This window comes from Streptomyces sp. NPDC001219, from assembly GCF_053597915.1.
The window spans coordinates 67,114-80,683 of record NZ_JBSFJF010000035.1; the positions used below are offsets into that span (position 1 = coordinate 67,114).

Below are 13,570 nucleotides of genomic sequence, written 5' to 3' on the forward strand. Positions count from 1 at the left end.
CTGCGTCAGGCGCCGAAGCGGGCCACGTCATGGCGTCGCCCGGCGGGCGGTGGCGAAACGCGGCCTGTTGTTGAGGTCCGGGTGATCGGCCGCGTCGGCCCAGCCCCGCTCCTCGGTGAAGATCCACGGCACCTGCCCGCCCTGGGTGTCGGCATGCTCGATGACGACGACACCGCCGGGCCGCAGCAGACGGTGTGCGGTCCGCTCGATGCCCCGGATGGTGTCCAGGCCGTCCTGGCCCGAGAACAGCGCGAGCTCGGGGTCGTGGTCGCGGGCCTCGGGGGCGACGTACTCCCACTCGGTCAGCGGGATGTACGGCGGGTTGGAGACGACCAGGTCGACCTGTCCGTCCAGTTCGGGAAGCGCGGTCAGCGCGTCGCCCTGGTGGAGAACGACGCGGGACCCCTCGACGTTCTGACGGGCGTAGTCCAGCGCCTGTTCGGACAGCTCCACGGCGTGCACCCGCGAGCGGGGCACCTCCTGGGCCAGGGCGAGGGCGATCGCCCCCGAGCCGGTGCACAGGTCGACGATCAGCGGCTCGACGACGTCCATGGCCCGTACCGCGTCTATCGCCCAGCCGACCACCGACTCGGTCTCCGGGCGGGGCACGAACACCCCGGGCCCGACGGCGAGTTCGAGGTAGCGGAAGAACGCCCGGCCGGTGATGTGCTGGAGCGGCTCACGGGCCTCGCGGCGGGCGACGGCCTCCCAGTAGCGGGCGTCGAAGTCCGCGTCCTTGACGTGGTGCAGCTCACCCCGTTTGACGCCGTGCACGAACGCGGCCAGCTCCTCGGCGTCGAAGCGCGGCGAGGGCACACCGGCGTCGGCCAGCCGCTGGGTGGCCTGGGCCACCTCGGCGAGCAGAAGGTTCACGGGGCCTTCCTCCTAGTGCGCTGCGTCTTCATGGTGCGGGTTCGCCGTCGAGCGGCCGGGGCCGGCGGGGGCCGGGTCGTACGGGCTTACTGGGCGGCGGCGAGCTTGGCGGCCGAGTCGGCGTCGACACAGGCCTGGATGACCGGGTCGAGTTCGCCGTCGAGCACCTGGTCCAAGTTGTACGCCTTGAAGCCGACCCGGTGGTCGGAGATGCGGTTTTCCGGGAAGTTGTACGTACGGATGCGCTCGGAGCGGTCAACCGTGCGGACCTGGCTGCGCCGGGCGTCCGACGCCTCCCGCTCGGCCTCCTCCTGGGCGGCGGCCAGCAGCCGGGAGCGCAGGATGCGCAGCGCCTGCTCCTTGTTCTGGAGCTGGCTCTTCTCGTTCTGGCAGGAGACGACGATGCCGGTGGGCAGGTGGGTGATGCGCACCGCGGAGTCGGTGGTGTTGACCGACTGGCCGCCGGGGCCGGACGAGCGGTAGACGTCGATCCGCAGGTCGTTGGGGCCGATCTCGACCTCGACCTCCTCGGCCTCGGGCGTGACCAGCACACCGGCCGCCGAGGTGTGGATGCGGCCCTGCGACTCGGTGGCGGGCACCCGCTGGACGCGGTGCACCCCGCCCTCGTACTTCAGCCGCGCCCAGACGCCCTGTCCGGGCTCGGTGGCGCCGCCTCCGCCCTTGGTCTTCACGGCGACCTGGACGTCCTTGTAGCCGCCGAGGTCGGACTCGTTGGCCTCCAGGATCTCGGTCTTCCAGCCGGCCCGCTCGGCGTAGCGCAGATACATCCGCAGCAGGTCGCCGGCGAACAGCGCGGACTCCTCGCCGCCCTCTCCGGCCTTGACCTCGAGGATGACGTCCTTGTCGTCGCTGGGGTCGCGCGGGACCAGCAGCAGCCGCAGCTTCTCGGTCAGCTCCTCGCGCCGGGCGTCGAGCTCCTTGACCTCGTCGGCGAAGTCCGGGTCGTCCGCGGCGAGTTCGCGCGCGGTCTCGATGTCCTCGCCGGTCCGCTTCCAGTCGCGGTACGTCGCGATGATCGGGCTCAGTTCGGCATAACGCTTGTTGAGCCGCATGGCCTCGCGCTGGTCGGCGTGGACCGCGGGGTCGGCCAGCCGCTTCTCGAGATCGGCGTGTTCGCCGATGAGTTCTTCGACCGCCTCGAACATCGTGGAGTTCCTCTGCTGGCTGCTGTGGTGACCGGGGGACCGGGGCGCCGGTGGTGCGCCGCGGGGCCCGGGACGCCCGTACGGGAGCCAAGGGCCAGGACGACAAAACGCCGGTCCGGTCACCCCTGAGCAGGGGCGACCGGAGACCGGCGCCTTGCGGGTCGCTACTTCTTGGCGGCTGCAGCGCCCTTGCCGAAGCGGGCCTCGAAGCGGGCCACGCGGCCGCCCGTGTCCATGATCTTCTGCTTGCCCGTGTAGAACGGGTGGCACTCGGAGCAGACGTCGGCGCGGACCGAGCCGCTGGCGACCGTGCTACGGGTGGTGAAGGACGCGCCACAGGTGCAGCTGACCTGGGTCTCGACGTACTCCGGGTGGATGTCGCGCTTCAAGGGATTCTCCTAGGTTCGGGAGTGCACCGGGTCGTGTCGCGGGTTGCGTCACGTGAACCGGGGCCGACGGTCCAGTCTGCCAGGACTAGCCGTATCTCCCAAAACCGGGGTAGGTCCGCAAGTATTCCCCGGACCGTTCCGGGGCCCGCCGGGCCCCGGAACCCGCCTTCCGGCTACTTCACGTACTTGTCCGTGCCGCCCTTGTCACCGGCCGAGCCCTTGATCGCGGACTTGGGGATCTCCTTGTCCACCCGCAGCGCGTCCCAGACCTGCTCGCTCTTCTTCATCAGCGGCACCACACGGTCCGGGTTGGCCGGGTCGTACGTCACCGGCAGCGTCACCATGTCGATGTTCTCCGACCCGATGTTGCCCAGGCCCTTGGCCAGGCCGGTCAGTTCACTGACCGAGTTGAGTTCGGTGTCGGTGGTGATGGCCTTGGTGGCCGTATCGGCGATGTCGTAGAGCTTGGTGGGGTTGGTGAGCACCCCGACGTTCTTGACCTGGTTCATCAGGGCCTTGATGAACGCCTGCTGCAGCTGGATGCGGCCCAGGTCGCTGCCGTCTCCGCCGGGCACGCCGTGCCGGGTCCGGACGAGGCCGAGCGACTGCTCGCCGTTGAGGGTGTGCTTGCCGGGCCGCAGATGCAGATGGCTGTGGTCATCGTCGATCGCCTTGCTGGTGGTGATGTCCACCCCGCCCAGCGCGTCGATGAGCTTCTTGAAGCCGGTGAAGTCGACCTCGACGAAGTGGTCCATACGGACGTCGCTGATCGACTCGACGGTCTTGACCGCGCAGGCCGGCCCGCCGACCTCGAACGCCGTGTTGAACATCGCCCGCTGCGCGCCGGGGACGTCCTTGCCGTCCTTGGTGCAGTCGGGGCGCTTGATCATGGTGTCCCGGGGGACGCTGACCACGCTGGCCTTCTTGTGGCCCTTGTAGACGTGCACGATCATCGCCGTGTCGGAACGCGCGCCGCCCTCGTCCTTGCCGTACTCGCCGTTCTTGCCGGCGCGGGAGTCGGAACCCATCACGAGGATGTTCATCGAGCCGTCGTCGATGTTCTTCGGGCGGTCGTGTCCGAGGGCGGCGTTGATGTCGACGCCCTTCAGATTGCCGTTGAGCTTGAAGTAGACGTAGCCGAGCCCGGCCCCACCCAGCAGTGCGGCGCTGGTCAGCGTGCACAGGGTGATGGTCACTGCCCGGCGGCGCCGGGTCGGGCCCTTGCGCCGGCGGCCCGTGGCACGTATGCCGCGGGCGCGGCTTTCGGCCGTCTTCGCGGCCCCGTTGCTGTCCGCCATCTGCTCCTCAGTCCTCGGTTCGCTCGGCTGCCCCTCGCCGCCGCCGTGCTGTGTGCTGCCACGGCCTTTTGCTCCATGTCAGACGGGAGGTCGACGGGAAGGGTTGCACAGCGAGTCATGAGCGCTTTCTTAGAAATCCGCGGCGGCCGGACGGACGACCCCGGGACCTTCGCCTTCCTCACCTGGCCTTTCGTCCCCTTTTCCGCCATGGCTGGAACCGTGTGGGTTGCACGGATCTGTGCGGAAGGTCTCAAGCGCGCCCGCGGCGCGGCCGCCGGGGCGCGGCCCAGGTCACAGATCACCGCCCGCGGCCCTGCCGTACGGCGTGGGCAGCACGAAGCCCCCCTCACCCGTGAGGGCGAGAGGGGCTCGGTGTACGCGCCGGGCGGGCGTCAGTCGTTGCCGTTGCCCGCGGTCGGCGTCGTCTTCTGGATCTGCAGCAGGAACTCCGCGTTGGACTTCGTCTGCTTCATCTTGTCCAGCAGCAGCTCGATGGCCTGCTGCTGGTCCAGGGCGTGCAGCACCCGGCGGAGCTTCCACACCACGGCCAGCTCGTCGCTGCCCATGAGGATCTCTTCCTTACGGGTGCTGGACGCGTCCACGTCCACCGCCGGGAAGATGCGCTTGTCCGAGAGCTTGCGGTCGAGCTTGAGCTCCAGGTTGCCGGTGCCCTTGAACTCCTCGAAGATCACCTCGTCCATCCGCGAGCCGGTCTCGACCAGCGCGGTGGCCAGGATGGTCAGCGAACCGCCGTCCTCGATGTTGCGCGCCGCACCGAAGAAGCGCTTCGGCGGGTAGAGCGCGGTCGAGTCGACACCACCGGACAGGATGCGGCCGGAGGCGGGGGCGGCGAGGTTGTACGCACGTCCCAGACGGGTGATGGAGTCCAGCAGGACGACCACGTCGTGACCCAGCTCGACGAGACGCTTGGCGCGCTCGATGGCCAGCTCGGCGACGGTGGTGTGGTCCTCGGCCGGGCGGTCGAAGGTCGAGGAGATGACCTCGCCCTTCACCGACCGCTGCATGTCGGTGACCTCTTCCGGACGCTCGTCGACGAGGACGACCATCAGGTGGCACTCGGGGTTGTTGCGGGTGATCGAGTTGGCGATCGCCTGCATGATCATGGTCTTGCCGGTCTTCGGCGGGGCCACGATCAGACCTCGCTGGCCCTTGCCGATCGGCGTGACCAGGTCGATGATCCGGGTCGTCAGACCGCCCGACTCACCCTCCAGGCGCAGCCGCTCCTGCGGGTAAAGGGGCGTCAGCTTCCCGAACTCCGCACGCCCGCGGCCCTGTTCGGGCGCCACGCTGTTGACCGTGTCGAGACGGACCAGCGCGTTGAACTTCTCGCGGCGCTCGCCGTCCTTGGGCTGGCGGACCGCGCCGGTGACGTGGTCACCCTTGCGCAGGCCGTTCTTGCGGACCTGGGCGAGCGAGACGTAGACGTCGTTCGGGCCCGGCAGGTAGCCGGAGGTCCGGATGAACGCGTAGTTGTCGAGGATGTCGAGGATGCCCGCGACCGGGATCAGGACGTCGTCCTCGGACACCTGCGGCTCGTTGCCGAAGTCCTCGCGGCCGCCGCGACGGCCCCGGCGGTCGCGGTAGCGGCCGCGACGGCCCCGGCGGCCGCCCTCGAAGTCGTCGTCGTCATCGTTGCGGCGGTCGCGCTGACGCTGGCCGCCCTGGCCGCCCTGACCACCCTGGCCGCCGCCGTCACCGGCGTCGCCCTTGCGGCGGTCACCGCGGTCCCGCTGACGCTGGCCGCGGTCACCACGGTCGCCGCGGTCACCCTTCTGGCCACGGTCCTGACGGTCCCCGCGGTCCTGACGGTCGCCCTTGCCGGACCGGCCCTCGCCGGTCTCCTGCGGGGCGGTCGCGGTGTCGGTCTTGGCGTCCGCCTTGACCTCGGTCTTCGCCTCGACCTTGGTGTCGGTCTTGAGGTCGCCCGAGGCGGCCTCGGGGCTGCCCGCGGCGGCGGTCGCCCGGCGCCGGCGGCGCTCACCGGCCGGCTGCTCGTCGCTGACCGGCTGGCCGGGGATGTCGATCTGCTGCTGGTCCGCGGCCTTGCCGCCCTTGTCGGACTTGGCGGCCTTGCCGCCTGCCGTGTCCGCACCGTCGTCGCCGGTACGGGCCTTGGAGGTCGCGCGGCGCTTGGGCTTGGTCTCGGCGTCGGCGGGCGCGTCGGCCTTGGCCGAGGAGCCCCCGGCCTGCTTCTCCTTGATGACCTCGATCAGCTGGCTCTTGCGCATCCGCGCGGTGCCCTTGATACCGAGGCCGGAGGCGACCTGCTGCAGCTCTGCCAGGACCATGCCGTCAAGGCCGGTGCCGGAACGGCGGCGCCGCGTGGTAGCGGGCGCGGCGGGAGCGTCCGTGGCGGGCGCGGTGGCACTGCCGTCGGTGCGCGCGCCCATCAGATCGGTGGTGTCGCTCACGAAGGGTCCTTCCCTGGAGCGGGCGTCGGCCTGTCTGGCTCGGCGACCGGTTGTGCTGTCCGGCTGGGTCCTTGGTCTTGTGGACCGGTGCCGGGGCGGTGGTCCCGCCGGAAGTGGCGGAGAGATCAGTTCATGGCGCCGGCGTGAAGAGATGCAGAGTGACTCATGTCGTCACGCCGATTCCGGAGCGTGCTCACTCCTGCTCAGGCCATTGCTCCGAGCAGTTTGGGAGGCTCCCGGAAGAAAGTGGTCCCTATGGGGGACACGAAGCACCGCGCCACTCAGGCGACGAGTACTGACTTGAGGTTAACACTACCGGGTCCAACAAACATTCCCCCTCTCCAAGACCGGCAATCGTCGATCACCCGCGTGATCACCCGGCGAGCGGCAGCACGCAGGTGCCCGCCGCGTCGAGGGTCAGCCGGTTGGCCGCCCACCCCTCTCCCGCCAGTGCCGCGACCTTGTCGGCCGCCGCTTCCTCGACCAGTGCGAGCACCGTGGGGCCCGCACCGGACACGACTGCGGGGACGCCGTCCGCGCGCAGTCGGTTCACCAGGGCCACGCTCTCCGGCATCGCGGGAGCGCGGTATTCCTGGTGGAGTCGGTCCTCGGTCGCGGCGAGCAGCAGCTCGGGGCGCCTGGTCAGGGCCTCGACGAGCAGTGCGGCGCGGCCGGCGTTGGCCGCGGCGTCCACATGCGGGACGGTGCGCGGCAGCAGTCCACGGGCGGTCTCGGTCAGCACCGGCTTTCCGGGCACGAAGACCACCGGAACGATGGAACCGGCGGGGTTCATGCGGATCGCCCGCGCGGTTCCGGTGTCCATCCAGGCGAGCGTGAATCCGCCCAGCAGACAGGCGGCGACGTTGTCGGGGTGGCCCTCGATCTCGGTGGCCAGCTCCAGCAGCGCACTGTCGTCGAGCTTTTGCTCACCGCCTATCGTCACGGCGCGGGCCGCGACGATGCCGGCGGAGATGGCCGCCGAGGAGGAACCCAGGCCGCGGCCGTGCGGGATGCGGTTGGCGCAGACGATTTCCAGGCCGCGCGGCTGCCCGCCGAGCAGCTCGAAGGCGGCGCGCATCGACCGTACGAGCAGGTGGCTCTCGTCGCGCGGGAGGGTTTCGGCGCCCTCACCTGCGATGTCGATGTGCAGCCCGGAGTCGGCGACGCGCACCACGACATCGTCGTACAGGCCCAGGGAAAGACCCAGGGCATCGAAGCCGGGACCGAGATTGGCGCTGGTAGCGGGGGTGCGCACCCGGACGGCGGCGGCGCGGAACGCGGGACCGGCCATCGCTCGATGACTCTCCTTGATTGATACTGCGGTACTGCCCCGGAGCGCCGCGGCACCGAAGTGCCCGGCCGGCTTCCTGGGGTCTGTTCTGACCTGCCCTGAACACCACTGCGTTATGCCGTGGGGAGGGGAGTTGGCTGCCAGCCTATCGAAGGAAGGTTCTGTCGCGACATAGGGCGCACAGGAGGCGCACGATGCGTGTCGCGCGCCTTCGCGTGCCCCGACGCTGCCTGCCATGACTTTGCAGCCTTTGCACACTTTGCTGTGCGCGGGTGACGGGGCGCGTACCGCCCCGTCACCGGGGGCCGTACGGACCGTTCCGTCCGTACGGCCGCGGGGTGCTAGACGAGGCCCAGGCGCTCGGCCGCGGCGTCCGCGTCGATCGGGACCGTGACCGGCTGCGGCGCTCCGGCCACCGCCCAGTCCGGGTCCTTGAGGCCGTTGCCGGTGACCGTGCAGACGATGCGCTGGCCCGGGTCGACCTTGCCCTCCTCGGCGGCCTTGAGCAGACCGGCCACCGAAGCGGCCGAGGCGGGCTCCACGAAGACGCCCTCCCTGGCCGCCAACAGGCGGTAGGCGGCCAGGATTTGACGGTCGGTCACGTCGTCGATGAAGCCGCCGGACTCGTCCCGCGCCTGCTGGGCGAACGACCACGAGGCCGGGTTGCCGATGCGGATCGCGGTGGCGATGGTGGTCGGGTCCTTGACGACCTCGCCGCGCACGATCGGCGCGCTGCCGGAGGCCTGGAAGCCCCACATCCGCGGGGTCCGCGAGGCGATGCCGTCGGCCGCGTACTCCTGGTAGCCCTTCCAGTACGCCGTGATGTTGCCGGCGTTGCCGACGGGCAGCACATGGATGTCGGGGGCGTCGTCGAGCATGTCGACGATTTCGAAGGCCGCGGTCTTCTGGCCCTCGATGCGGACCGGGTTGACGGAGTTCACAAGTGCGACGGGGTAGTTGTCGGACAGGCTCCGGGCCAGCGTCAGACAGTCGTCGAAATTTCCCTCGACCTGGAGGATCTTCGCGCCGTGCACCAGTGCCTGGCCCATCTTGCCGAGCGCGATCTTGCCCTGCGGGACGAGCACGGCGCAGACCATGCCGGCGCGGACCGCGTAGGCCGCGGCCGAGGCGGAGGTGTTGCCGGTGGAGGCGCAGATGACCGCCTTGGCGCCCTCCTCCTTGGCGCGCGTGATGGCCATCGTCATGCCGCGGTCCTTGAAGGAACCGGTGGGGTTGGCACCCTCGACCTTGAGGTGCACCTCGCAGCCGGTGCGCTCGGAGAGCAGCTGGGCCGGTACGAGGGGGGTACCGCCCTCCCGGAGGGTGACGACCTCGGTCGTGTCGCTGACCGGCAGCCGGTCACGGTATTCCTCGATGATTCCGCGCCACTGACGGCTCGCGGTGGAATTGGCAGACATGGGTTCCTTTACTCCCCTTCGACCCGCATGATGCTGGCGACACCGCGCACGGTGTCCAGCTCGCGCAGTGCCCCGACGGTCGACGACAGGGCCGCGTCCGCCGCTCGGTGGGTGACGATGACGAGGGAGGCCTCGCCGTCCTTGCCCTGCTGACGGACCGTATCGATCGATACGCCGTGATCGGCGAAGATGTTCGCGACCTGCGCGAGCACGCCGGGCTTGTCGGCCACATCAAGGCTGATGTGGTAGCGCGTGACGACCGCGCCCATCGGGCTGACGGGCAGCCGGGTGTAGGCGGACTCGCCCGGTCCGGTGGCCCCGGCGAGCTTGTTGCGGCAGACCGCGACGAGGTCGCCGAGGACCGCGGAGGCGGTCGGCGAGCCGCCCGCGCCCGGCCCGTAGAACATCAGCTGACCGGCCGCCTCGGCCTCGACGAAGACCGCGTTGTACGCCTCGCGGACGGAGGCGAGCGGATGCGTCAGCGGGATCATCGCGGGGTGCACCCGCGCGGTCACCGACGCGCCGTCCGTGGCCCGCTCGCAGATGGCCAGCAGCTTGACCGTGCAGCCCATCCGCTTGGCGGAGGCGATATCGGCCGCGGTGACCTCCGTGAGGCCCTCGCGGTGCACATCGTCGATGGTCACGCGGGTGTGGAAGGCGATACCGGCCAGGATCGCGGCCTTGGCGGCGGCGTCGAAGCCCTCGACGTCGGCGGTCGGGTCGGCCTCGGCGTAGCCCAGCGCGGTCGCCTCGTCCAGCGCCTCGCTGTAGCCCGCGCCGGTCGAATCCATCTTGTCGAGGATGAAATTGGTCGTGCCGTTGACGATGCCGAGCACCCGGTTGACCTTGTCACCGGCCAGCGACTCGCGCAGCGGCCGCACCAGCGGGATCGCGCCCGCGACGGCGGCCTCGTAGTACAGGTCGGCGCCCTTGGCCTCGGCCGCCGCGTGCAGCGCCGCGCCGTCCGCCGCGACCAGCGCCTTGTTGGCGGAGACCACGCTCGCGCCGTGCTCGAAGGCGGTGGTGATCAGGGTGCGGGCCGGCTCGATACCGCCGATGACCTCGATCACGACGTCGATGTCGCCGCGTTTGACGAGCGCGGTCGCGTCGGTGGTGACCAGCTCGGCCGGGACGCCCTCACGCACCCTGTCGGGGCGGCGGACGGCGATCCCGGCGAGCTCCACGGGCGCGCCGATGCGGGCGGCGAGGTCGTCGGCGTGCGTCGTCATGATGCGCGTCACCTCTGAGCCGACAACACCACAGCCCAGGAGCGCCACTTTCAGCGGACGCGTACGCATCATTCGACCTCTGCTTCTCATCGATCAGCGATTTCCAGCTTGCTCATGCACAAGTCTCACGCACCGGACGGCAGTTTCCGCCCGTCGTCCAGATGCCGAGACATTTATTTCATTCGGGACCGGGGCCCGGCGATCCGGCCCTACCCGACATCCAACCGCAGGAGATCTTCCTCTGTCTCCCGCCGGACGATCACCCTGGCCGCACCCTCGCGCACCGCGACGACCGGGGGGCGCAGCGCGTGGTTGTAGTTGCTGGCCATGGAGCGGCAGTACGCACCGGTCGCCGGCACCGCGAGCAGGTCCCCCGGCGCCACATCGGCCGGCAGGAAGGCGTCGCGTACGACGATGTCGCCGCTCTCGCAGTGCTTGCCGACCACCCGGGAGAGCATCGGCGCGGCGTCGGAGGTACGCGACACCAGCGCCACGCTGTACTCCGCGTCGTAGAGCGCGGTGCGGATGTTGTCCGACATCCCGCCGTCCACGGACACGTACGTCCGCAGCCCCTCCAGCTCCTTGACCGTGCCGACCTCGTACAGCGTGAAGGCGGTCGGGCCCACGATCGCGCGCCCCGGCTCGACCGACAGCCGCGGCATTCGCAGCCCGGCCGACTCGCACTCCCGGCGCACGATGTCGCCCAGCGCCGTCGCGATCTCGTGCGGCTCGCGCGGGTCGTCGTCCGAGGTGTACGCGATGCCGAGGCCGCCGCCCAGGTCGATCTCGGGCAGCTCGACGCCGTGCTCGTCGCGCACCTCGGTCAGCAGCTGCACCACCCGGCGGGCCGACACCTCGAAGCCCGCCATGTCGAAGATCTGCGACCCGATGTGGCTGTGAATCCCGATGAGCTCCAGGCCGTCCAGCTTGAGCGCCCGGCGCACGGCCTCCGCGGCCTGCCCGCCGGCCAGCGCGATGCCGAACTTCTGGTCCTCGTGCGCGGTCGCGATGAACTCGTGGGTGTGCGCCTCGACACCGACCGTGACCCGGATCTGCACCCGCTGCCGCTTGCCCAGCCGCTCCGCGACATGGGCGACCCGCACCATCTCCTGGAAGGAGTCGAGCACGATCCGGCCGACGCCCGCCTCGACGGCCCGGGTGATCTCCTCGGTGCTCTTGTTGTTCCCGTGCAGGGCGATCCGCTCGGCCGGCATCCCCGCCGCCAGCGCCGTGGCCAGCTCACCGGCGGAGCAGACGTCGAGGTTCAGCCCCTCCTCGTGCAGCCACCGGACGATGGCCCGGGACAGAAAGGCCTTCCCGGCGTAGAACACGTCGGCGTCCGGCCCGAAGGCGTCCTTCCACGCCCGGCAGCGCGCCCGGAAGTCGTCCTCGTCCAGGAAGTACGCCGGCGTGCCGAACTCCGCGGCGAGCGCGGCGACGTCCAGCCCGCCGACGGTGACCACACCGTCGGCGTTGCGCCGGACCGTACGGGACCAGACCTGCGGGTCGAGGCTGTTGAGATCGGCGGGCGGGCCGGCGTAGTGGCCCTCGGGCAGTACATCGGCGTGCCGGGGCCCTGCGGGGTGCGCGGAACGGCTCATGACAGTGGAGATCCCCTCAAAATCGTTCAGAGGTGTTCGGGAGCGGAGATGCCGAGCAGACGCAGGCCGTTGGCGAGCACCGTCCGGCCGGCCTCGGCGAGGGCCAGCCGGGCGCGATGCACGGCCAAGGGTTTCTGCTCCCCGACGGGCAGCGGCGGATAGTCGTCATGCCACCGGAAGAACGCGTCCGCCGTCGCCTCCAGATGCCGCACCACCCGGTCCGGCGCCCGCAGCCGCGCGGCGGTCTCGATGACGGAGGGGTAGGTGGCGAGGAGGGTGTGGAAGGTCTGCAGGGTCTGCGCGGCGGACGCGCCCCCGGCCGACGGCCCCTCGCCCGCGCCCCGGGCCCCCACCGGAGCACCGATGTCCCCCGGCTCGCTCCGGAATCCCAGCTCCTGCGCGTACCGCCCGAGCGCCCGCGCCCGCGCATACGCGTACTGCACCCGGAACCGCGGGTTGCTCTCCCGCTGCACGGGCCGCTCGGGCAGCCGCACCGGGTCCTGCGCGGCGGGCCGCAGCAACGCCCAGCGCGCTTCGTCCGCTCCGAGCCGGACGACGAGGGCGCTCAGCTCGGGCGGCACGGGCGGCACGGGGTGGGTCACGGCCTGCCCCTCGCCCTCAGCCGCCCCTTCCGCCGCGGCCCGGAGACGCACCAGCGCCTCGGCGACGACGACGTCACGGGCGGTGGAGGTGGGGGTGAGCGCGGAGTCGGGACGGTGGGCGGGGCGGGGTTCGCGCGCACGCCGCGCGCTCCGGTCCCCGTAGCCGTCCCCCTGGGACAGCACCTCCCGTACCAGCGCGACCTGCGCGCCGTCCCCCAGCGTGAAGTTCAGGAAACCCGGCCCGGCGATCTCGACGCCGGCGATCCCGGCGCTTCCGATCAGCCGCTTCCGCAGGATCTCGGCGACCTCCCGGGCCGGCCGCCCGGCATCCCGGGCGAGCTGCAGCGCGACATTGGAGGCGTAGTCCCCGCACCCGGGGCGCGGCGGTGGCTGCACCACGATCCGCGCCGGCACGGGCACGGAGAGCTCCTGCTCCTCCACCGCACCACGCACGGAGCGCAGGACGGTACGGGAGAGCTCAGCGGGGGTCACAGGACAAGCGTATGGGAGACCTGGGGTACCTATGCGACCCGGTTTCGCCCTGTGGACACTCCAGGTAATGATCCGGGGCCCGGACGCCGTTCCGGGCTATTCCCCGGCCGCTTCCAGCATCCCGGCCCCACCGGACGCCGCGACCCCGCCGGACGAGGTCCCGCGCCCCGCCCCTCCCCCGTCCCCGTCGCTTTCCCCGTCCTCGTCCTCGGCCCCGCCCTCGGGCCCGCGCGCCCGCTGCCGGCCCTCCCGGACCAGCCTCCCCACGGTCCGTACCAGCTCGGCCGGCTCGAACGGCTTCGCGAGGAAGGCGTCCACGCCCACCGACTCGCCGTTGTTCACCTCGCCCTGGGTGCACGCGCTGACGATGGCGATCGGGATGTCCCACGTCCGCGGATCGGAGCGCAACCGCGCCGCGGTGTGCAGACCGTTGAGCCGCGGCATCACGACGTCAAGGGTCACGACATCAGGTCTCACGTGGTGCACGACATCCAGACATTCGGCACCATCAGCCGCGGTCACGACCTCGAAGCCCTCCAGCTCGAGATTGACCCTGATCAACTGGCGGATCACCTTGTTGTCATCGACGACAAGAATCCGACCGGACAAGCCAGGCACACCATGAGACTAGGGCCCCACCTGCGACTGCGTCCCGGTTTTCCCCACTTCCGCCCCCGTGCGAGGGACCTTTCCCGGAGCTTCACCGGCGCCTCCCTCGGATGCGCTAGGGCCGGTCCGGCGGACCCCGGCCGGGGTCCGCCCGCCCCGCCCCGAGACCC

At 70.9% G+C, this 13,570-nt stretch carries 11 protein-coding genes; all 11 read right to left on the reverse strand.

The features are described from left to right. Positions 1–27: 27 nt before the first annotated feature. Positions 28–873 (reverse strand): peptide chain release factor N(5)-glutamine methyltransferase, encoded by an 846-nt coding sequence (gene prmC, locus ACWC9R_RS22340; protein WP_450733925.1) that lies wholly within the window; start codon positions 871–873, stop codon positions 28–30. 86 nt (positions 874–959) lie between these two features. Further along, the gene (prfA, locus tag ACWC9R_RS22345; RefSeq protein WP_450733927.1) at positions 960–2,039 is read right to left on the reverse strand and encodes a peptide chain release factor 1; all 1,080 of its coding nucleotides are present in this window, start codon (positions 2,037–2,039) and stop codon (positions 960–962) included. Between the two features lie 164 nt (positions 2,040–2,203). After that, positions 2,204–2,428: a 50S ribosomal protein L31 gene (rpmE, locus tag ACWC9R_RS22350; protein WP_262038828.1), complete on the reverse strand. Its 225-nt coding sequence runs from the start codon at positions 2,426–2,428 to the stop codon at positions 2,204–2,206. Between the two features lie 173 nt (positions 2,429–2,601). Next, positions 2,602–3,726, reverse strand: coding sequence for an LCP family protein (locus ACWC9R_RS22355; protein ID WP_450733929.1), 1,125 nt, complete (start codon positions 3,724–3,726; stop codon positions 2,602–2,604). 392 nt (positions 3,727–4,118) lie between these two features. Continuing rightward, entirely contained in the window at positions 4,119–6,158 is a 2,040-nt protein-coding gene (gene rho, locus ACWC9R_RS22360) for a transcription termination factor Rho (protein ID WP_450733931.1), read from the reverse strand. Between the two features lie 373 nt (positions 6,159–6,531). Next, complete coding sequence (gene thrB, locus ACWC9R_RS22365) at positions 6,532–7,449, reverse strand: homoserine kinase (protein WP_362611526.1); 918 nt, start codon at positions 7,447–7,449, stop codon at positions 6,532–6,534. Between the two features lie 341 nt (positions 7,450–7,790). Then, the gene (gene thrC / locus ACWC9R_RS22370) at positions 7,791–8,867 is read right to left on the reverse strand and encodes a threonine synthase (RefSeq protein WP_362614111.1); all 1,077 of its coding nucleotides are present in this window, start codon (positions 8,865–8,867) and stop codon (positions 7,791–7,793) included. An 8-nt stretch (positions 8,868–8,875) separates the two neighbouring features. Beyond that, positions 8,876–10,168 (reverse strand): homoserine dehydrogenase, encoded by a 1,293-nt coding sequence (locus ACWC9R_RS22375; RefSeq protein WP_450733933.1) that lies wholly within the window; start codon positions 10,166–10,168, stop codon positions 8,876–8,878. Between the two features lie 137 nt (positions 10,169–10,305). Further along, entirely contained in the window at positions 10,306–11,697 is a 1,392-nt protein-coding gene (lysA, locus tag ACWC9R_RS22380) for a diaminopimelate decarboxylase (protein ID WP_362614116.1), read from the reverse strand. Positions 11,698–11,723: 26 nt separating this feature from the next. Then, the gene (nrtL, locus tag ACWC9R_RS22385) at positions 11,724–12,791 is read right to left on the reverse strand and encodes an ArgS-related anticodon-binding protein NrtL (RefSeq protein WP_450733934.1); all 1,068 of its coding nucleotides are present in this window, start codon (positions 12,789–12,791) and stop codon (positions 11,724–11,726) included. Positions 12,792–12,887: 96 nt separating this feature from the next. Beyond that, entirely contained in the window at positions 12,888–13,400 is a 513-nt protein-coding gene (locus ACWC9R_RS22390) for a response regulator (RefSeq protein WP_450733942.1), read from the reverse strand. Positions 13,401–13,570 lie beyond the last annotated feature (170 nt).

Excerpts from the sequence above, each read along its gene's own strand:
- thrC (WP_362614111.1), bottom strand. The coding sequence starts at position 8,867 with ATGTCTGCCAATTCCACCGCGAGCCGTCAGTGGCGCGGAATCATCGAG.
- ACWC9R_RS22375 (WP_450733933.1), bottom strand. The coding sequence starts at position 10,168 with ATGATGCGTACGCGTCCGCTGAAAGTGGCGCTCCTGGGCTGTGGTGTT.
- ACWC9R_RS22355 (WP_450733929.1), bottom strand. The coding sequence starts at position 3,726 with ATGGCGGACAGCAACGGGGCCGCGAAGACGGCCGAAAGCCGCGCCCGC.
- prfA (WP_450733927.1), bottom strand. The coding sequence starts at position 2,039 with ATGTTCGAGGCGGTCGAAGAACTCATCGGCGAACACGCCGATCTCGAG.
- thrB (WP_362611526.1), bottom strand. The coding sequence starts at position 7,449 with ATGGCCGGTCCCGCGTTCCGCGCCGCCGCCGTCCGGGTGCGCACCCCC.
- lysA (WP_362614116.1), bottom strand. The coding sequence starts at position 11,697 with ATGAGCCGTTCCGCGCACCCCGCAGGGCCCCGGCACGCCGATGTACTG.